General features: G+C 73.3%; 19 protein-coding genes. 13 read left to right on the top strand and 6 right to left on the bottom strand.

Features of this window, described 5'->3' with window-relative positions; genetic code table 11:
- Positions 1-7: 7 nt before the first annotated feature.
- Complete coding sequence (locus tag ACGGZK_RS01660; RefSeq protein WP_395244533.1) at positions 8-448, bottom strand: ArsR/SmtB family transcription factor; 441 nt, start codon at positions 446-448, stop codon at positions 8-10.
- 130 nt (positions 449-578) lie between these two features.
- Between ACGGZK_RS01660 and ACGGZK_RS01665 the strand changes: the two genes are divergently transcribed.
- From ACGGZK_RS01665 to ACGGZK_RS01685, 5 genes are all read left to right on the top strand, one after another.
- Positions 579-1,964 (top strand): TrkH family potassium uptake protein, encoded by a 1,386-nt coding sequence (locus tag ACGGZK_RS01665; protein ID WP_395244534.1) that lies wholly within the window; start codon positions 579-581, stop codon positions 1,962-1,964.
- Positions 1,957-2,625, top strand: coding sequence for a potassium channel family protein (locus ACGGZK_RS01670; RefSeq protein WP_395244535.1), 669 nt, complete (start codon positions 1,957-1,959; stop codon positions 2,623-2,625). The genes ACGGZK_RS01665 and ACGGZK_RS01670 overlap by 8 nt, the downstream gene beginning before the upstream one ends.
- A 191-nt stretch (positions 2,626-2,816) precedes the next feature.
- Entirely contained in the window at positions 2,817-3,749 is a 933-nt protein-coding gene (locus ACGGZK_RS01675; RefSeq protein ID WP_395244536.1) for an ATP-binding cassette domain-containing protein, read from the top strand.
- Positions 3,746-5,368, top strand: a complete 1,623-nt coding sequence (locus ACGGZK_RS01680) for an ABC transporter permease (RefSeq protein WP_395244537.1) — start codon at positions 3,746-3,748, stop codon at positions 5,366-5,368. Before ACGGZK_RS01675 ends, ACGGZK_RS01680 begins: the two co-directional genes overlap by 4 nt.
- A 56-nt stretch (positions 5,369-5,424) precedes the next feature.
- Positions 5,425-5,898, top strand: coding sequence for a GbsR/MarR family transcriptional regulator (locus tag ACGGZK_RS01685; protein ID WP_395244538.1), 474 nt, complete (start codon positions 5,425-5,427; stop codon positions 5,896-5,898).
- On the opposite strand, the gene ACGGZK_RS01690 is transcribed toward ACGGZK_RS01685, so the two are convergent.
- Positions 5,879-6,271, bottom strand: a complete 393-nt coding sequence (locus tag ACGGZK_RS01690) for a hypothetical protein (RefSeq protein WP_395244539.1) — start codon at positions 6,269-6,271, stop codon at positions 5,879-5,881. The two genes, ACGGZK_RS01685 and ACGGZK_RS01690, sit on opposite strands and share 20 nt — an antisense overlap.
- A gap of 249 nt (positions 6,272-6,520) precedes the next feature.
- On the opposite strand from ACGGZK_RS01690, the gene kdpF reads away from it, so the two are divergent.
- Genes kdpF through ACGGZK_RS01720 form a run of 6 tightly spaced genes read left to right on the top strand, consistent with a single transcriptional unit; the run spans position 6,521 to position 14,372 of the window.
- Complete coding sequence (gene kdpF / locus ACGGZK_RS01695) at positions 6,521-6,610, top strand: K(+)-transporting ATPase subunit F (protein WP_395244540.1); 90 nt, start codon at positions 6,521-6,523, stop codon at positions 6,608-6,610.
- Positions 6,610-8,283, top strand: a complete 1,674-nt coding sequence (kdpA, locus tag ACGGZK_RS01700) for a potassium-transporting ATPase subunit KdpA (RefSeq protein WP_395244541.1) — start codon at positions 6,610-6,612, stop codon at positions 8,281-8,283. Before kdpF ends, kdpA begins: the two co-directional genes overlap by 1 nt.
- A gap of 3 nt (positions 8,284-8,286) precedes the next feature.
- Complete coding sequence (gene kdpB, locus ACGGZK_RS01705; protein WP_395244542.1) at positions 8,287-10,497, top strand: potassium-transporting ATPase subunit KdpB; 2,211 nt, start codon at positions 8,287-8,289, stop codon at positions 10,495-10,497.
- 28 nt (positions 10,498-10,525) lie between these two features.
- The gene (kdpC, locus tag ACGGZK_RS01710) at positions 10,526-11,137 is read left to right on the top strand and encodes a potassium-transporting ATPase subunit KdpC (RefSeq protein WP_395244543.1); all 612 of its coding nucleotides are present in this window, start codon (positions 10,526-10,528) and stop codon (positions 11,135-11,137) included.
- Between the two features lie 5 nt (positions 11,138-11,142).
- Entirely contained in the window at positions 11,143-13,671 is a 2,529-nt protein-coding gene (locus ACGGZK_RS01715) for an ATP-binding protein (RefSeq protein ID WP_395244544.1), read from the top strand.
- Entirely contained in the window at positions 13,668-14,372 is a 705-nt protein-coding gene (locus ACGGZK_RS01720; RefSeq protein WP_395244545.1) for a response regulator transcription factor, read from the top strand. The genes ACGGZK_RS01715 and ACGGZK_RS01720 overlap by 4 nt, the downstream gene beginning before the upstream one ends.
- Before the next feature lie 3 nt (positions 14,373-14,375).
- Here the strand turns inward: ACGGZK_RS01720 and ACGGZK_RS01725 are convergent, their stop codons facing one another.
- From ACGGZK_RS01725 to ACGGZK_RS01735, 3 genes are all read right to left on the bottom strand, one after another.
- Complete coding sequence (locus tag ACGGZK_RS01725) at positions 14,376-15,665, bottom strand: DUF6596 domain-containing protein (protein WP_395244546.1); 1,290 nt, start codon at positions 15,663-15,665, stop codon at positions 14,376-14,378.
- Positions 15,662-16,048, bottom strand: coding sequence for a YciI family protein (locus tag ACGGZK_RS01730; protein ID WP_395244547.1), 387 nt, complete (start codon positions 16,046-16,048; stop codon positions 15,662-15,664). The genes ACGGZK_RS01725 and ACGGZK_RS01730 overlap by 4 nt, the downstream gene beginning before the upstream one ends.
- A gap of 117 nt (positions 16,049-16,165) precedes the next feature.
- Positions 16,166-16,732: a DUF402 domain-containing protein gene (locus tag ACGGZK_RS01735; RefSeq protein ID WP_395244548.1), complete on the bottom strand. Its 567-nt coding sequence runs from the start codon at positions 16,730-16,732 to the stop codon at positions 16,166-16,168.
- Positions 16,733-16,857: 125 nt separating this feature from the next.
- On the opposite strand from ACGGZK_RS01735, the gene ACGGZK_RS01740 reads away from it, so the two are divergent.
- Together ACGGZK_RS01740 and rlmC are read left to right on the top strand one after the other, a co-directional pair.
- Entirely contained in the window at positions 16,858-17,538 is a 681-nt protein-coding gene (locus tag ACGGZK_RS01740; protein WP_395244549.1) for a flavin reductase family protein, read from the top strand.
- A 38-nt stretch (positions 17,539-17,576) separates the two neighbouring features.
- Entirely contained in the window at positions 17,577-18,725 is a 1,149-nt protein-coding gene (gene rlmC / locus ACGGZK_RS01745) for a 23S rRNA (uracil(747)-C(5))-methyltransferase RlmC (RefSeq protein WP_395244550.1), read from the top strand.
- 32 nt (positions 18,726-18,757) lie between these two features.
- Here the strand turns inward: rlmC and proC are convergent, their stop codons facing one another.
- Entirely contained in the window at positions 18,758-19,603 is an 846-nt protein-coding gene (gene proC / locus ACGGZK_RS01750) for a pyrroline-5-carboxylate reductase (RefSeq protein ID WP_395244551.1), read from the bottom strand.
- Between the last annotated feature and the right edge of the window lie 20 nt (positions 19,604-19,623).

Consider the following 19,623-nt stretch of genomic DNA (forward strand, 5'->3'; position numbering starts at 1 on the left):
CGCCGGCTCAGGCCTTGCGGAACTTCGGCGACACCACGGCGGTGACCTGGTGCGCCGTCTCGGCGAAGGCCTTGCCGATCGCCTCGGCGAACGCCCGCTGCTCGTCCTTCAGGCGGGCCGACGTCGGCTCGGCCGCGGCGAGGGCCGCGGCATCCGCTCCCGCGTCGGCGGCCAGGAACGGGATGAGCCAGTCCTCGAGGTGCTCGAGCGGCGCCCTGTCGAGCTTGTAGTAGCGGTGCTGCCCCTCCTCGCGCACGGCGACGAGGCCGGCCTCGCGGAGCACCTTGAGGTGCTTCGAGACCGTCGGCTGGCTGGTGCCCAGCGACGCGACGATCTCCGACACGCTGATCTCGCCGCCGGACTGGGGCGCGCTGGTCTCGCGATCGAGGAGGACGGAGAGGATGTCCCGCCGCGTCGGGTCCGCCACCACGTCGAAGATGTCCGCCATGGGTCAAGGCTAGCCAGTGCGGCCGGGGAGTACCATGACACACGCGTTCGGAGTCGTCGAAGGGGGACGCGTGAGGCGGACCAGGCCGGCAGCGCTCCGGGGGCTCGAACCCCGTAGCTGGTGGGGCACGGTGCGCTTCACCGTCGACTCGTTCGTGAAGCACTCGCCGTCGCGCTTCGCGATCGTCATCTTCGCCGGCCTCGTGCTCATCTTCACGCTGCTGTTCTCGCTGCCGATCGCACGGTCGGGCACCGGCCCGGGCGCGCCCCTGCACGACGCGTTCTTCACCGCCGTCTCGGTGATCTGCGTCACGGGCCTCGCGACCGTCGACATGGCGACGTACTGGTCGCCGTTCGGCAACCTGCTCGTGTTCATCGGCGTGAACATCGGCGGCGTCGGCGTGCTGACGCTGGCGACCACCCTCGGCCTGATCATCTCGCGCCGCCTCGGCCTTCGGGCGAAGCTCATGGCGGCAAGCGACACGAACCCGTCCCGCATCCACGTCGGCCCGGTCGCGGAGCGGCAGGCGGTGCGCCTCGGCGAGGTCGGCGGCCTGCTGGCGACGGTCGCGATCAGCGCCTTCGTCATCGAGGTCACGATCGCGCTGGCGATGATCCCGAGCATGCTCGCGGTCGGCTACGACGGCTGGCACTCGATCTGGTACAGCTTCTACTACTCGGCGATGGCGTTCACGAACACCGGCTTCAACCCGAACCCGGGTGGGCTCGAGCCGTTCCTGCACGACTACTGGATGCAGTCGCTGCTGATGGTGGGCGTGTTCCTCGGCAGCCTCGGCTTCCCGGTGATCTTCGCGCTGGCGCGGGCGTGGCGGCACCCGCGCAAGTGGAGCGTGCACGTGAAGCTCACGCTCACGACGACGCTGATCCTGCTGGTCGCCGGTGCCGTCATGTTCGCCCTGCTCGAGCACTCGAACCCGAAGACGTACGGGCACCTCGAGGCCGGCCCGACGGTCTTCCAGTCGCTGTTCATGTCGGTGATGACCCGCTCGGGCGGCTTCGCCACGATCGACATGGGCGACCTCTACGGGTCGAGCCAGCTCGTCAGCAGCATGCTCATGTTCGTCGGCGGCGGCTCGGCGTCGACCGCGGGCGGCATCAAGGTGACGACGCTCGCCGTGCTGTTCCTCGCCGCCTTCGCGGAGGCCCGCGGCGCGCAGTCGATGGAGGCGTTCGGGCGGCGCATCCCGCGCGACATCCTGCGCCTGTCGGTGAGCGTGGTGCTGTGGGGCTCGACGATCGTCGCGGCCGCGTCGATCGCGATCCTCCAGATCACGAAGGCGCCGTTCGACTACGTGCTCTTCGACGTCATCTCGGCGTTCGCCACCTGCGGCCTGTCGACGGGGCTCACCGCCGACCTGCCGCCGTCCGGCGCGTACGTGATGGCGTTCACCATGTTCTTCGGCCGGGTCGGCACCGTGACCCTCGCCGCGGCGCTCGCCGCCAGCCAGCGCCGACAGCTGTTCAAGCGACCGGAAGAGAGGCCCATCGTTGGTTGACCGCATCAAGCATGACGCCCCGGTGCTCGTGATCGGCCTCGGCCGGTTCGGCGCCGCCACCGCCGGGCAGCTCGACCGGCTCGGCCGCGAGGTGCTCGCGGTCGACACCGACGAGACCCTCGTGCAGAAGTGGAGCGAGCGGGTGACGCACGCGGTCGTCGCCGACGCGAAGTCGATCGACGCGCTGCGCCAGATCGGGGCCCAGGACTTCTCGATCGCGGTGTGTGCGGTGGGGTCGTCGGTCGAGGCATCCGTGCTGATCACCGCGAACCTCGTGGACCTCAAGATCCCGCAGATCTGGGCGAAGGCGATCTCGGCGTCGCACGGCAAGATCCTCGAGCGCATCGGCGCGAACCACGTGATCTACCCCGAGCGCGAGGCCGGCGAGCGCACCGCGCACCTGGTCAGCGGCCGGATGCTCGACTTCATCGAGTTCGACGACGACTTCGCGCTCGTGAAGATGTACCCGCCGAAGCCGATCCGCGGCAAGAACCTGACCGAGTCGGGCGTGCGCTCGAAGCACAACGTGACGGTGGTGGGCGTGAAGAGCCCGGGCAAGCCCTTCACGTACGCGACGGAGCAGACGGTGGTGTCGAACCACGACCTCATCATCGTGTCGGGTCGCGAGGGTGACATCGAGAAGTTCGCGGCGCTCGAGTAGCGCGGGCCGGATACCGCGGGCGGTGGTTTCGACAGGCTCAACCACCGGTGGCGCGCGCGGATGCCTCCGGCGGTGGTTTCGACAGGCTCAACCACCGGCGGTTGAGCCTGTCGAAACCGCCCCCGGCCGACCCCGTTAGGATTCCGTTAGCAAGATTCACAAATTTGTGAATCGGGCGTATCGTCGGCCGCATGAACGCCATCATCAGCACCCGCGGCCTCGTGAAGCGGTTCGGGCGCACCACCGCCCTCGACGGGCTCGACCTCGAGGTCGCCGCCGGCGAGGTGCACGGCTTCCTGGGCCCGAACGGCGCGGGGAAGTCCACGACGATCCGCATCCTGCTCGGGCTCGCGCGCGCGACCGGCGGCGAGGCGACCCTGTTCGGCCGCGACCCGTGGACCGACGCCGCCGACCTCCACCGACGGGTCGCGTACGTGCCGGGCGATGTCGCCCTCTGGCCGAACTTCACCGGCGGCGAGGCCATCGACCTGCTCACCCGGCTCCGCGGCGGGGCATCCGACAAGGCCGCCTACCGCGAGCGCAGGCAGCGCCTGCTCGACGCCTTCCAGCTCGACCCGCGCAAGAAGGGCCGCGCCTACTCGAAGGGCAACCGGCAGAAGGTCGCGCTCGTCGCCGCCTTCGCGACCCCCGCCGACCTGTACGTGCTCGACGAGCCCACCAGCGGCCTCGACCCCCTCATGGAGCAGGTGTTCAACCATGAGATCGACCGCGTCGCGCGCGAGGGCGCGACGGTGCTGCTGTCGAGCCACATCCTCTCCGAGGTCGAGGCGCTCTGCGACCGGGTGACGATCATCCGCGCGGGCAAGGTCGTCGAGAGCGGCACTCTGGCCGACCTGCGCCACCTGACGCGCACCGAGATCGCGTTCGCGCACGACCCGGCCCGGGAGGCCGAGGTCACCGCGATCCCCGGCATCCACGACCTCGCGATCGACGAGGGCCGCGTGCGGTTCACCGTCGACAGCGACCGCGTCGCCGCGGTGCTGCCCGACCTCGGCCGCCTCGGTGTCCAGGGCCTCACGGTCGCGCCTCCCTCGCTGGAGGACCTGTTCCTGCGTCACTACGGCGACGAGCTCGCCCCGGTCGGGGAGGAGGCCCGGGCGTGAGCACCCTGCTCGTGCTGCTCCGGCAGCGCATCCGCCGCGACCGCCTGCAGCTCGCCCTGTGGATCCTCGGCACCGCCCTGCTCGCGTACGCCTCGATCAACGCGGTGTACGACACGTACGGCGAGGAGAGCGACCGTCGCGAGATCCTCGGCGTCGCGATCGCGACCCGGACGATCCTGATCTTCCGCGGCACGCCGAACGGCGTCGACGAGGGCGCGTTCGCGTTCTTCCTGCTGTTCGCCTGGCTCGCGCTCATGGGCGGGCTCATGAGCACGTTCCTCGCGGTGCGCCACACCCGCCAGGAGGAGGAGCAGGGCCGCGCCGAGGCGATCGCCGCGACGCCCGCCGGACGCATCCTGCCGACCACGGCGACCGTCGTGCACGGCGTGCTCGCGAACGTCGCGCTCGGCCTGCTCGTCGCCCTCGCGCTCATCGGGCAGGGACTCGAACCGGCCGGCTCGTTCGTCTGGGGTGCGGCGTTGGCCGCCTCCGGCGTCGCGTTCCTCGCCTTCGGCCTGTTCGCCGCCCAGCTCTTCCGCACCTCGCGGGCGGCGAACGGCCTGTCGGTCGCGTTCGTGCTCGCCGCCTATTTGCTGCGGGGCATCGGGGATGCCGCGGGCACGCCCTCCGACGACCTGCTCCACGTGACGCCCGCCTGGCCGAGCTGGCTGTCGCCCATCGGGTACGGGCAGTTCACGGGCGCCTACGTCGAGAACGACCTGACCCCGCTCCTCGTGCCGCTCGGCTTCGCCGCCGCGCTCATCGCGGTGGTGTTCGGCCTCCAGGCGGTGCGCGACCAGGGCGCGAGCCTCGTGGCCGGGCGGGCCGGCCGCGCGACCGCCGGCCCGGTGCTGTCGAGCTCGTTCGGCCTCGCCTGGCGGCTCAACACGTCGATCCTGCTGTCGTGGACCGCGGGCGGCATCGCGACCGGCCTGCTCGCCACCTCGCTGACGTCGGTGATCAACCAAGCGGCGACCGACACCCCTGAGGTGCTCGACCGGCTCCGATCCGCGGTCGGCAGCACGGCGTCGATCGAGGAGGCGTTCGTCGCCGTGTTCTACGGACTCGTCGGGGTGCTCGCGGCGTGCTGCGCGATCCAGGTCGGGATCCGCGCCAGGCAGGAGGAGGCGCACGGCACCGCCGAGCTCGTGCTCGGCACCCGCGTGCCGCGCGTGCGCTGGCTGCTCGAGTACGCGATCGTCGGCGTCATCGTCATCGTCGTCGTGCTGGCGGCGTCGGCGCTCGCGGGCGTCGCGGGCGCGAGCAGTGCGGCCGACCCCGAGTCGCTCATCCCGAACGTGGTCGAGGCCGCTGCGGCGCAACTGCCCGCCTGCCTCGTGTTCCTCGGCCTCACGCTCCTCGTGTTCGCGTTCCTGCCGCGGGCGACCATCCCGGTCGGGTGGACGGCCGTCGGACTCGGCGCCATCCTCGGCACGTGGGGACCGATCCTCGGATTCCCCGAATGGCTCGTCGACCTGTCGCCGTTCGCGCACTCTCCCGTACCGTCGGGCGGCGACACCGACTGGACGGGCGGTCTCTGGATGCTCGTCATCGCCCTCGCCGCCGGCGGTGTGGCGGTCTGGTCGATGCGACGGCGGGAGCTCGCCTCCGGCGGGTGAGCGCGCGGCGCCCGGCGCGAGCCGGGCGCCCGCCGCGCGGATGGGAGACTGAACGGATGCCACGCGACGAGCAGGGCCTGAAGGCCGCGGTCGAGCAGTCGGCTGCGGTCCTCACCGCGGCCGGCTTCCCGAGGATGCCCGCCCGGGTGCTGATGGCGCTGCTCGTGGCGGACGCCGGCGGGCTCACCGCGTCGGAGCTCGGCGATCAGCTCGGCGTGAGCGCCGCCGCGATCTCCGGGGCCGTGCGCTACCTCGAGCAGATCGGCATCCTGCACCGGGTGCCGCAGCCGGGGAGCCGTCGCGACCGCTGGGAGTTCCTCGACGACGCCTGGTACACCGCCCTCATGGCGAAGAGCCCGGTGTACGGCGTGATCGCCGACCTCGGCGACCGGGCCGCCGACGCGATCGCCGACGAGGATGCTGCGGGCGCACGCCGGGCCCGCGAGATGTCCCGGTTCTACCGGTTCATCGACGCGCGCATGCCCGAGATCATGCGCGAGTGGGAGGAGCTCAACCGGCCGTCAGGCTGAGCACGAGCGACAGCACGGTCGCGACGAGGCCGACCGAGAGCAGGATGATCGCGAGGAGGCCGAGCACCCGTGAGGCGCCGCTCCGGCGCTCGAACCGCAGGCGGCCGCCGTTGGCCCACCCCGTCGCCGACTCGAGGTCGGCGATCGCGTGCATGTCGTGCTCGTCGAGCGGGCGCTCATGCAGGTCGCCCCCGGCGAACCAGCGCGCCGTCGATTCGCCGTCCGCGCCGGGCACCACGACGACGTGCACCTCGCTCCATCCGGAGTCGGCCGCGCGGGCGAAGAGGGCGGCGATGAGCAGCAGGAGCCCGGCGCCCAGCCCGACCCACGACAGCACCTCGACGACGAGGCCGAAGAGGTCGAGGGCGGGCACGAGTCCACCGTAGCGTCAGCGCGGCGTCTGGATCGCGACGGCACCCGTTAGGGAACCGTGAGGACCGGCCGCGGGACATCCGCACGGGTGTTGCATCGGGCATGCAGCACGGAGCTGCTGCCCGCCCGCCGCGTCCGCGGCAGCGGAACCCCGTCCCTGGAGAGTCCTCGTGCTCGACCTCGTCTACGTCGCCGTCATCGTCGCGACGTTCGCCCTCGTCGGCCTCATCGCGAAGGGGGTCGAGAAGCTATGACCGTGTTCGAGCTCCTCGCCGCCGCACTCGGCGTGGCCGCCGTGGCGTACCTCGTGTACGCCCTCATCAAGCCCGAGCGGTTCTGATGGAGGCGCTGTTCGCCGCCATGCAGGCGGCCACCCTCGCCCTGATCCTGGCGCTCCTCTACCGCCCGCTCGGCGACTGGATGGCGCGCATCTACACGAGCGACCGCGACTGGAAGGTCGAGCGCGGGCTGTACCGGCTCGTCGGCGTCGACCCGCGGGCCGAGCAGTCGTGGCCCGCGTACCTGCGGGGCGTGCTCGCGTTCAGCGTCGTCGGCCTGCTGTTCGTGTACGTGCTGCAGCGCACCCAGCAGTGGCTGCCGTACTCGCTCGGCCTGCCCGCCGTGCCGGAGGGCCTCTCGTTCAACACGGCGGCGTCGTTCGTGGCGAACACGAACTGGCAGTCGTACTCCCCCGAGCTCACGATGGGCTACACCGTGCAACTCGCCGGCCTCGCGGTGCAGAACTTCGTGTCGGCCGCGGTCGGCATCGCGGTCGCGGTCGCGCTGGTGCGCGGCTTCGCCCGGCGCCGTTCGGGCACGATCGGCAACTTCTGGGTCGACCTGTTCCGCGGGTCGTTCCGGCTGCTGCTGCCGCTGGCGTTCGTCGGCGCGATCGTGCTGCTCGTCGGCGGGGTCATCCAGAACTTCGCCGGGTTCACCGACCTGACGACGCTCACCGAGGGCACCCAGCACCTGCCGGGCGGTCCGGTCGCGTCGCAGGAGGCGATCAAGGAGCTCGGCACGAACGGCGGCGGCTTCTTCAACGCGAACTCCGCGCACCCGTTCGAGAACCCGAGCGCCTGGACGAGCCTGTTCCAGAACGTGCTCATGCTGGCCATCCCGTTCGCGCTCCCCCGCACCTTCGGGCGCATGGTCGGCTCGAACCGGCAGGGCATCGCGATCCTCGCGGTCATGGCGACCCTGTTCGTGCTCTCGCTGGTCGCGGTCAGCGCGCTCGAGGCGGCCGGACACGGCACCGCACCGGAACTGGCGGGCGCCGCGCTCGAGGGCAAGGAGCAGCGCTTCGGCATCTTCGGCACGACGCTCTTCGGCTCGACCTCGACGCTCACCTCGACCGGTGCCGTGAACGGCATGTTCGACTCGTACACCGCGCTCGGCGGCATGCTGCCGATGCTGAACATGATGCTCGGCGAGGTCGCCCCCGGCGGCGTCGGCTCGGGCCTCTACGGCATGCTCGTGCTGGCGGTCATCGCGGTGTTCATCGCGGGCCTGCTCGTGGGGCGCACGCCCGAGTACCTCGGCAAGAAGATCGGACCGCGCGAGATCAAGCTCGCGAGCCTCTACATCCTCGTGACGCCCATCCTCGTGCTGGCGGGCACCGCCCTGTCGTTCGCGATCCCCGGCATCCGGGCGGACGTGGAGTCGACCTCGATCTGGAACCCGGGCGTGCACGGCCTGTCGGAGGTGCTCTACGCCTTCACGTCGGCATCCAACAACAACGGATCGGCGTTCGCCGGGCTGACCGCGAACACGCCGTGGTTCAACACCGCGCTCGGCGTCGCGATGCTGCTCGGCCGGTTCATCCCGATCGTCCTCGTGCTCGCCCTCGCGGGCAGCCTCGCGGCGCAGGAGAAGGTGCCGAGCACCGCCGGCACCCTGCCCACGCACCGTCCGCAGTTCGTCGGCCTGCTGGTCGGCGTGACGGTCATCGTCACCGCACTCACCTATTTCCCCGTTCTCACGCTGGGTCCCCTGGCGGAAGGGCTGAGCTGATCCATGTCCACCATCACCACGCACCTCTCGGCTCCCGACGGCTCGGGCGCCCCCGGCGCTCCCGGCGCCGACGACCAGCAGCCGCACGCGCCGCATCGTCACCCCAAGCGTCCCGCGGCGTTCGGGCCGCGGCAGCTGCTCGCCGCCCTGCCGACCGCGCTGCGGAAGCTCGACCCCCGCGCCATGTGGCGCAACCCCGTCATGTTCCTCGTCGAGGTCGGGGCCGTGCTCACGACGGCGATCGCGATCGCCGAGCCGTTCCTCGGCGGCCCGACCGCCTCGGGCGGCAGCGAGGTGCCGGCGAGCTTCACCTGGGCGATCGCCGCCTGGCTCTGGCTCACCGTGGTCTTCGCGAACCTCGCCGAGGCCGTCGCCGAGGGGCGCGGCAAGGCGCAGGCCGACACGCTGCGGAAGACCCGCAGCACCACCGTCGCCCACCTGGTCGACCGGTACGACGGCGAGGCGGACGCGAGCGCGTCGCGGGCGGCGCTGACGGATGTCCCGAGCGGCGACCTGCGCGTCGGCGACCTCGTGGTCGTGGCCGCCGGGGAACTCATCCCCGGCGACGGCGACATCGCCTGGGGCATCGCCTCGGTCGACGAGTCGGCCATCACGGGCGAGTCGGCCCCGGTGGTGCGCGAGTCGGGCGGCGACCGCAGCGCGGTCACGGGCGGCACCCGCGTGCTCAGCGACCGCATCGTGGTGCGCATCACGTCGAAGCCCGGCGAGACCTTCGTCGACCGCATGATCGCCCTCGTCGAGGGCGCGGCCCGGCAGAAGACGCCGAACGAGATCGCCCTGAACATCCTGCTGGCGAGCCTGTCGATCGTGTTCGTCGTGGTCGTGCTCACGCTGAACCCGATCGCCTCCTACGCGGCGAGCCCGGCGAGCGTGCCGGTGCTCATCGCCCTGCTGGTCTGCCTCATCCCCACCACCATCGGCGCGCTGCTGTCGGCGATCGGCATCGCGGGGATGGACCGGCTCGTGCAGCGGAACGTGCTCGCGATGTCGGGGCGCGCGGTCGAGGCCGCGGGCGACGTGACGACGCTCCTCCTCGACAAGACCGGCACGATCACGTACGGCAACCGCCGGGCGAGCGAGTTCGTGCCGCTGCCCGGCGTCGAGCGGGCCGAGCTGGTGCGGGCCGCCGCGCTCGCCTCTCTCGCCGACCCGACACCCGAGGGCAGCTCGATCGTCGACCTGGCGGCCGCGCAGGGCGTCCGCTTCGACGCCGACGACCCGGCGCCCGCGGGCGAGGCGGTCGCGTTCACCGCGCAGACCCGCATGTCGGGGCTCGACCTGGCCGACGGCGGGGTCGTGCGCAAGGGCGCCGCCTCGGCGGTGGCCGCGTGGGTCGAGGCAGCCGGCCTGCTCGACTCGTCGACCCGCGACGACCTGCAGCAGCGCGTCGACGCGATCTCGACCGGCGGCGGCACGCCGCTCGTCGTCGCCGTGCGCGACGCCGACGGCGCAGCCCGCGTGCTCGGCGTGGTGCACCTGAAGGACGTCGTGAAGGACGGCCTCGCCGAGCGGTTCGCCGAGCTCCGCGCGATGGGCATCCGCACGGTGATGGTCACCGGCGACAACCCGCTCACCGCGGCCGCGATCGCGAAGGAGGCCGGCGTCGACGATGTCCTCGCCGAGGCGACCCCCGAGGACAAGCTCGCGCTCATCCGCCGCGCCCAGGAGGGCGGCGACCTCGTCGCGATGACCGGCGACGGCACCAACGACGCCCCGGCGCTCGCGCAGGCCGACGTCGGCGTGGCCATGAACACGGGCACGTCGGCCGCGAAGGAGGCCGGCAACATGGTCGACCTCGATTCCGACCCGACGAAGCTCATCGACATCGTGCGCATCGGCAAGCAGCTGCTCATCACGCGCGGCGCGCTGACCACGTTCTCGATCGCCAACGACGTCGCGAAGTACTTCGCGATCATCCCGGCGATGTTCGCGGGCGTCTTCCCGGGCCTCGCGGCGCTGAACGTGATGCAGCTGCACTCCCCCGCCTCGGCGGTGCTCTCGGCGATCGTCTTCAACGCGATCATCATCGTGATCCTGATCCCCCTCGCCCTCCGCGGCGTGAGGATCCGGGTCGGCAGCGCCTCGCAGGTGCTCAGCCGCAACCTCCTCGTCTACGGCGTCGGCGGCATCGTCGCCCCGTTCGTCGGCATCTGGCTGATCGACCTCGTCGTCCGCCTCATCCCCGGCTTCTGACCTCCGACTCCCGAAGGGAACCACGCACATGTCCCCCACCAGGCAGGCCGCCCGCACCCACTGGGTCGCGCTCCGCGCCATGCTCGTCCTCACCCTCGTGCTCGGCGTCGCCTACACGGCCGTCGTGACCGGGATCGGCCAGCTCGCGCTGCCCGCCCAGGCGAACGGCTCGATCGTGCGGAACGCCGACGGCGACGCGGTCGGCTCCGCCCTCATCGGCCAGTCCTTCACCGACCCCGACGGCGCCGCGCTCCCGGAGTGGTTCCAGTCGCGGCCCTCGGCCGCGGGCGACGGCTACGACGCCGGCGCGTCGGGCGGCAGCAACCTCGGCCCGGAGAACCCCGACCTCGTCGCGGCGATCGCCGAGCGGCAGGCCGCGGTCGCCGAGGCCGACGGGGTGGAGGCGGCGGATGTCCCGGCCGACGCGGTGACCGCGTCGGGCTCGGGCCTCGACCCGCACATCAGCCCCGAGTACGCGCGGCAGCAGGTCGCCCGGGTCGCCGCGGCGCGCGGCCTCGACGAGGCCGACGTGCTGGCACTCGTCGAGGCGCACGTGCAGGGCCGCGACCTCGGCTACCTGGGCGAGCCGACGGTGAACGTGCTGCAGCTCAACCTGGCGCTCGCGGAGATGGGAGACTGACCGACGTGACGAGGGGCCGGCTTCGCGTGCTGCTCGGCGCCGCTCCGGGCGTCGGCAAGACGTACACGATGCTCGAGGAGGGCCGGCGCCTCCTCGGCGAGGGCCACGACGTCGTCGTCGCGTTCGTCGAGACGCACGGGCGGGCGGCGACGGCCGCGATGGTCGACGGCCTCGAGGTCGTGCCGCGCCGGCGCGAGGAGCACCGCGGCCTCGCCCTCGAGGAGCTCGACCTCGACGCCGTGCTCGCCCGCCGCCCCGAGATCGCGCTCGTCGACGAGCTCGCCCACACGAACGCCCCGGGCTCGCGGCACGCGAAGCGCTGGCAGGACGTGCAGGACCTGCTCGACGCGGGCATCGACGTGATCTCCACCGTGAACGCGCAGCACATCGAGTCGCTCGGCGACGTCGTGCTCGAGATCACCGGGGCGCCGCAGCGCGAGACCATCCCCGACGCGGTGCTGCGCGCCGCCGACCAGATCGAGGTCGTCGACCTGGCGCCGCAGGCGCTGCGCGACCGGCTCGCGGGCGGCCTCGTCTACCCGGCCGAGCGGATCGACGCGGCCCTGTCGAACTACTTCCGCCTCGGCAACCTCACCGCGCTCCGCGAGCTCGCGCTGCTGTGGCTGGCCGACGAGGTCGAGCAGGCGCTGAAGGCCTACCGCGCCCAGCACGGCATCACCGGCAAGTGGGAGTCCCGCGAGCGCGTCGTCGTCGCCCTCACCGGCGGGCCCGAGGGCGAGACGCTGCTCCGCCGCGGCGCCCGCATCGCCGCCCGCTCCTCCGGCGGCGAGCTGCTCGCGGTGCACGTCACGAACCCGGACGGGCTGCGGGCGAGGCATCCGGGCGCCCTGGCCACGCAGCGCACGCTCGTGGAGCAACTCGGCGGCACGTTCCACCAGGTCGTCGGCGAGGACGTGCCGCGGGCGCTCGTCGCGTTCGCGAAGGCGGCGGATGCCACGCAGCTGGTGATCGGCGTGAGCCGGCGGTCGCGGCTCGCGGCCGCGTTCACGGGTCCCGGGATCGGGGCGACGGTGATCCGCGAGTCGGGCGACATCGACGTGCACATCGTCACGCACGCGGCCGCCGGCAGCGCGTTCTCGCTGCCCCGACTCGGCGGGGCGCTCTCGCGGCGGCGCCTGCTCGCCGGCTTCGCCACGTCGATCGTGCTGGGACCGCTGCTCAGCTGGGTGCTGCTGCGCTGGCACGTCGACGCCTCGCTCACGAGCGAGGTGCTCGCCTACCAGCTGCTCGTGATCGTCGTCGCGCTCATCGGCGGCATCTGGCCGGCCCTGTTCACCGCGGTGCTGTCGGGCCTCACGCTCAACGTGCTGTTCGTCGACCCGACGGGCACGCTCACGATCGCCGAACCGCGGAACCTGCTCGCGCTCGTGCTGTACGTGGTCAGCGCGATGCTCGTCAGCTACGTCGTCGACCAGGCGGCCCGGCGCACGCGGGCCGCCGAGCGCGCCGCCGCAGAGTCGCAGCTCCTCGCCGGCATCGCCGGGTCGGTGCTGCGCGGCGACGATGCGCTGCAGGCGATGGCGACCCGCACGCGCGAGGCGTTCGGCCTCACCGGGGTGCGGCTCCTCGTCGACGGCGAGCCGCGGGTTGCCGACGGCGAGCCGGCGCTCGACGACCGGGTCACGACGGTGCCGGTCGGGCAGCGCGGCACGCTCGAGCTGCACGGCCCCGACCTGGATGCCTCGGAGCGGCGCCTGCTGCAGGTCATCGCGGCCCAGCTCGACGCGGCCCTCGAGCACGGCGCCCTCGCGACCGCCGCCGAGGCCGCCGACGTCCTCGCCGAGGCCGACCGGGTGCGCTCGGCGCTGCTGGCGGCCGTGGGCCACGACCTGCGACGCCCGCTCACGTCGGCGTCGGCGGCGATCAGCGCGCTGCGCGCCCCCGACCTGCTGCTCCCGCGGGCGGAGCGGGCCGAGCTGCTCGACACGGCCGCCGAGAGCCTCGACGCGCTCGCGGCGCTCGTCACGAACCTGCTCGACGTGAGCCGCGTGCAGGCGGGCGTGCTCGCCGTGCGCCCGGTGCCGACCGACCTCGCCGACGTCGTGCTGCCCGCGCTCGACGAGCTCGGCCTCGGGCCCGGCGACGTCGAGCTGGCCCTCGCCGACGACGTGCCCGCGGTCGCCGCCGACCCGGGCCTGCTGCAGCGCGCGGTCGTGAACCTGCTCGCGAACGCGGTGCGCCACTCGCCCGACGGCGAGCGCGTGCGCATCGCGACGAGCGCGTTCCGCGGGCGCGCGGAGCTCCGCGTGGTCGACCGCGGTCCCGGCGTGCCGACCGAGCGCCGCGACGACCTGTTCACGCCGTTCCAGCGCCTCGGCGACACCGACAACGAGACCGGGCTCGGGCTCGGGCTGGCGCTGTCGAAGGGGTTCATCGAGGGCATGGGCGGCAGGATCGACGTGGAGGACACCCCGGGCGGCGGCCTCACCATGGTCGTGACGCTGCCCGTGGCATCCGCCTCGCCCGTGGCATCCACCGCTCCCAGCGACGCACCGGAGGGAACCGAGCCGTGAGGATCCTGCTCGCCGACGACGACACCCAGCTCCAGCGGGCCCTGCGCATCACGCTCGCGGCGCGCGGCTACGAGGTCGTGCAGGCGCACGACGGCGCCGAGGCGATCGACCTCGCGGCGAGCGCGCACCCCGACCTCGTGCTGCTCGACCTCGGCATGCCCCGCGTCGACGGGCTCGACGTGATCCGCGCGGTGCGCGCGTGGAGCGACGTGCCGATCCTCGTGCTGTCGGGTCGCACCGACTCGGCCGAGAAGGTCGAGGCGCTCGACGCCGGCGCCGACGACTACGTGACGAAGCCGTTCGCGATGGACGAGCTGCTGGCCCGCATCCGGGCCCGCTCGCGCCGCCCCCAGGGCGAGGAGGATGCCGCCGCGACCCGCATCGGCGACCTCGTCGTCGACCTCGCCGCGAAGACGATCCGCCGCGAGGGCGGCGGCGACGCGGTCAAGCTCACGCCGACCGAGTGGCGGCTGCTCGAGCTGTTCCTGCGGAACCCGGGCAAGCTCCTCACCCGGCAGATGCTGCTGTCGGACGTGTGGGGCCCGTACCACCGCAACGACGCCGGCTACCTCCGGCTGTACGTCGCGCAGCTGCGGCGCAAGCTCGAGCCGGTGCCCGCCGAGCCGCGGTTCTTCCTGAACGAGCCCGGCCTGGGGTACCGATTCGAGCCGGGCGGCACGGATGCCCCGCCCGACGCCTGACGGTCACCCCGCCGCACCCGCCCGCGCCAGGCAGAACCGGCGCACCGGCTCGGTGGGCACCAGTCCGGCGAGTTCCGCGTAGCGGGCGGATGCCTCGGCCCGCCGCCCGGTGCGCCAGTCGAGGTCGGCGAGCGCGAGCCGGGCGTCGATCGCGGCGTACGGCGCGGAGCCCTCGGCGAGCGCTCGCAACTCGCCCTCCACGTGCCGGAGGCGGGCGGTGCGCTCTCCCGAGGGCGGAGCGAGCAGGGCGCGGTGCAGTTCGGCCGCGAGGCGGGCGACCGTGACCGACGGTGCGCCCCACACCCGTTCGAGCGCGCGGTAGAAGTCGACGACGCGGTTCCAGTCGGTCGCGGCGAAGCTCGGCGCCGAGCTGTGCAGGCCCGCGATCGCGGCCTCGAGCACGAACCGCCCGTCGCCGCGCTCGGCCGCCGCGGCCGCGTCGTCGAGGCCGGCCTCGATGAGCCGGCGGTCCCAGCGACGGCGGTCGACCTCGTCGAGCGGCACCGCGGCGCCGTCGGCGTCGAGCCGGCCCGGGCGCCGGGCGAGCCCGAGCCGGATGACGGCCCGGAGCCCCCGCACCTCGGGGTCGTCGGGGTACTCGGCGACGAGCGCGTCGGCGATCGAGAGCGACTGCCGGCCGAGGTCGTCGAAGGGCGTCTGCGGGTCGAGCACGTCGCGGTGCGCGACGGTGAACATGCCGGCGACGCTGGCGAGCACGACCGGCAGCCGCACCCGCCGCTCGGGCGCCTCGGGTACGTGGAACCGGCCGCGGGCCTCGGCGAGCGCGCGCTTCGCCCGGGTGAGCCGGGCGGCCGCGGCCGACGGCTGCACGCCCAGGTGCGCCGCGATGCGCGGCACGTCGAGCCCGCACACGAGCCGGAGGGCGAGCACGAGCCGCGCCTGCTCGGTGAGCGCGGGGTCGCAGGCGACGAAGAGGAGGGCGAGACGGTCGTCGAGCGCGGTGCTCGCGAGCGGGTCGTCGGCGGATGCCCCGCCCGGGGCCTCCGCCTCACCCAGGGTCGTCAGCTCCGCGGCGACCCGCTGCACGTGCCGCTGCTCGGTCGCCGCCCGCCGTCGGTCGTCGATCCAGGCCCGCTTCCCGACGGCGATGCACCAGGCGGCGAGCGAGCCGAGCGGGGGCTCGTCGCCAGCCCGGGCGACGGCCCTCGCGACGGCCTCGGCCGCGTACTCCTGCGCGTCGTCGACGCTGCCCGTGGTGGCGGCGAGGGCGCGCACGATCCGCGGCCAGGCGTCGACGAAGTCCTCGCCGAGGCCGGCGACCGACTCGCTCACGAGATCGGGAACACCTTGCGCCACTCGATGTGCCCGCCGGTGGGCACGAGCGCCGCGATCTGCCGGGCGAGCGCCTCGTCGTCGGTCTCGACGAGGTAGTAGCCCGAGACGACCTCGGTCGTGTCGGGGTACGGCCCGTCGGAGTACACGGCGTCGGCGAGCGCGCGGTCGCCGTCGCCCGGGGTCACCCGGCCGCCGTGCCGCGCGTTCTGGAGCGCGACGCCGCCGACGATGCGGGCGCCGAGCTTCACGACGGCCTCCTGGAACGCCCGGTGCGCGGGGAAGTTCGCCTCGGGATCGCCGCCGGGCACGCCGCCGCCGCCGAGGAACGCGTCCGAGTCCCAGTCGGGCTCGTGGATGAGGTAGAGGTACTGGTCGGTCATGGCGTCTCCTTCGTCGTTGCCCCCGCGGGGCCCGTGACGACGTTCGTCACACCATGGTGACGAGGTCGACCTCGCGAAATCGACATCCCCGACGGAATCGGTGTCGAATCGGGTGCCTCAGCCGACCAGTGCCGCGAGCCGGGCGAGCCACCGCTCCGCCGTCGGCCCGTCGAAGGGCGCCTCGCGCCGCACCACCGCGGCGAGCACGGCGTCGGCGTCGGCCCGGACGCGCGCGACGAGCTCAGGCGGGTACCCGAACCGCGTCTCGTGCTCGGCGAACTCGTCCTCGTCGTCGACGTAGACGGGTCGCGCGGCGGGTTCGATGACGTCGAGGTCGAGGTCGACCATCGTGATCGTCGGCGCCGGGGCATCCGCCCGCCATTCGGGCACGGTCGTCAGGTCGACGTAGGTGCGGGTGCCCTTCGGGTGCTCGTGGTTGAACGCGGGCGTCCAGCCCGCCGCCGGGAAGAGTCCGACCGTGTGCCAGGTCGAGTCGAACGCCCATCCCGGTCGCTCGTAGTGCGTGCCCGCCGGGAACCCGACCCAGTCGCCGTGCTCGTCCGTGCCGAGCCAGAGGCCGTCGTACTCCCAGTGCGGGCTGCCGTCCCACTTCGTGTAGCGCACGCGCACGAGGGCGCCGGGCGTCGTGGGGCGCACGGCGGCATCGGGCGGGAGGTCGGGCATAGGGGCGAGCCTAGTCCCGCACGGCCGGGCCGCCCGGACGCGAGGTCCGGTTCCCGCCGGACGCGCCCCCGCCCGGCGCGCGAGGCTGGCGTCCTCACCGACTCCAGACCAGGAAAGGCGGCCCCGTGGGCACCCTCAGCACGTTCCCCCCGAACCCGGCCTCGACCCGGCACGCGGCGATCGCGCCGGCCATCCTCTACTTCGGCACGCCCGTGGCCGTGCTCTCCACGCTCGACGCGGCGGGGCATCCGAACCTGGCGCCGAACTCGTCGGTCTGGTGGCTCGGGCAGACCGCCGTCGTCGGCATCGCTGCCCGCAGCCGAACCGGCCGGAACCTCGTGGAGTCGGGCGAGGTGGTCATCAACCTCCCGTCAACCGCCGAGGTCGACGCGGTCGACCGGCTCGCCCTGACGACCGGCCGTTCACCCGTCTCGCCGCGCAAGGCGCGCGCCGGCTACCGCTTCGTGGCCGACAAGTTCCGCGAGGCGGGCGTCCGGCCGCTGCCGGCCGAGACCGTCGCGCCGCCGCGCATCGCCGAGTTCCCGGTGCACGTCGAGGGACGCGTCCGGGCGGTGCATCCCCTCGGCGGCGCGGCCGGCCCCGACACGGCGGACCTGCTCGCGGTCGAGGTTGCGGTGACCCGCGTGCACGTGCTCGAGTCGGTGCGGATGCCCGGCTTCGCGAACCGCGTCGACCCGCAGCGCTGGCGGCCCCTGCTCATGAGCTTCCAGCGGTTCTTCGGCCTCGGTGCGGAGGCGATGCCGTCGCGCCTCGCCTCGATCGACGAGGAGTGGTACCGCGGGTGAGGTCCGCGGCCGACCCGTACCCCGCCTACCCTTGAACGGTGGACTGCGCGTACTTCGACGCCGGCGTGTGCCGGTCGTGCTCGCTCATGGGCGAGCCCTACGCGCACCAGCTCGAGGGCAAGCAGCGGCACGCCGAGGAGCTGCTCGCCCGGTTCGACGTGCCCGAGTGGCTCGCCCCGGTCGCGAGCCCAGAGGGCTCGTACCGCAACAAGGCGAAGATGGTCGTCGGCGGCACGGCGGATGCCCCGACCATCGGCATCCTCGACGCCGACGGGCACGGCGTCGACCTGCAGGCGTGCGGCATCTGCTCGCCCGGCCACCGCGCCGCGTTCCCCGTGCTGGCCCGGTTCATCGGACTCGCCCGGCTCACGCCGTACGACGTGACCCGCCGCACCGGCGAGCTGAAGCACCTCATCGTCACCGAGTCGCCCGACGGCGAGCTGATGGTGCGCTTCATCCTCCGCTCCACCGAGCCGGTCACGCGCCTCCGCAAGCACCTGCCGACGCTGCTCGCCGAGCTGCCCGCCGCGCGGGTGGTGACGGCGAACATCCTGCCCGAGCACAAGGCCGCCCTCGAGGGCGAGCAGGAGCTCGTGCTCACCGAGCAGGCGACGCTGCCCATGCGCCTCAACGACGTGACGATGCACCTGCGCCCGCAGAGCTTCTTCCAGACGAACACCCCGATCGCCGAGGCGCTCTACGCGGAGGCTCGGGAGTGGATCCGCGACCTCGCGCCCGACCGCGCGTGGGACCTGTACTCCGGCGTCGGCGGCTTCGCCCTCCACCTCGCGGGCAGCGGGGCGGATGCCTCGACCGAGGTCACCGGCATCGAGACGAGCGTCGAGGCGGTCGCGAGCGCCGAGCTCAGCCGCACCGACGCCGCGCTCAGCCGGGTGCGGTTCGCCGCCGGCGACGCGACGGCGTTCGCGCTCGGGGCGTCGGCCGACGACGTGCCCGACCTGGTCGTCGTGAACCCGCCGCGCCGCGGCATCGGGCCCGAGCTCGCGGCGTGGCTCGAGGCATCCGACGTGGCGCACGTCCTCTACTCGAGCTGCAACGCCGCCTCGCTCGCCCGGGACCTCGCGGCCATGCCGTCGCTGCGGCCCGTGAAGGCGCGCGTGTTCGACATGTTCCCGCAGACCACGCACTTCGAGGTGATGACGCTCCTCACCCGCGCCGGTGGCTGAGCCCGTCGACGGGCTCAACCACCGGAGACGGGTCAGGCCCCCGCGGCGAGCTCCCGCGCCCGGGCGAGCGCGGCCTGCGTCGCACGATCGAACGTCTGCTTGAGCTGCGCCTCCTCGAGCACGGCGATCGCCCGCTCGGTGGTGCCCTTGGGGCTCGTGACCCGGCGGCGCAGCTCGGCCGGCTCCTCGCCGGCGTGCGCGAGCAGCTCGGATGCCCCGCGGAAGGTGCCCTGCACCATCGTCGCCGCCTCCTCGGGCGTGAACCCGAGGTCGATCGCGGTCGCCGTGAGCTGCTCGATGAGGAGGAAGACGTAGGCCGGTCCCGAGCCCGACACGGTCGACAGCGCGTCGAGCTTGGCCTCGGGCACGACGAGCACCTCGCCGACGGTCTCGAACAGCGCCGTCACGAGGGCGAGGTCGTCGTCGGTGGAGCGGGTGCCCGCCGACACCCCGGTGACCGCGCGGCCGACGACGGCGGGCGTGTTCGGCATGGTGCGCACGACCGACACGTGCTCGGGCAGCAGCGACTCGAAGGTGGCGACGGTGACGCCCGCGGCGACCGAGACCACGACGGTGCCGGGCTCGAGCGCGTCGGCGACCTCGCGGAGGAGGTCGGGCACCATGGCCGGCTTCACCGCGACGACGACGAGCTTCGCACCGGCCACCGCGCGGCGGTTGGCGTCGGGATGCGCCTCCGTCGCGAACGCGACGACCCCGTCGGCCTCGAGCTGCGCGGCCTTCTCGGCCGACCGGTTGGTGGCCCGGATGCCGGCCACCTCGACCTCCGGCCGGAGCAGCCCCGACAGGATGGCTCGCGCCATCGATCCGGCTCCGAGGAAGGCGATCTCGGGCAGCGTCACGCGGTCTTCGGCACTCATGCGTCCATCCTAGGATTGCC

It is taken from the genome of Agromyces sp. MMS24-K17, from assembly GCF_043950245.1.
Lineage (GTDB): Bacteria > Actinomycetota > Actinomycetes > Actinomycetales > Microbacteriaceae > Agromyces.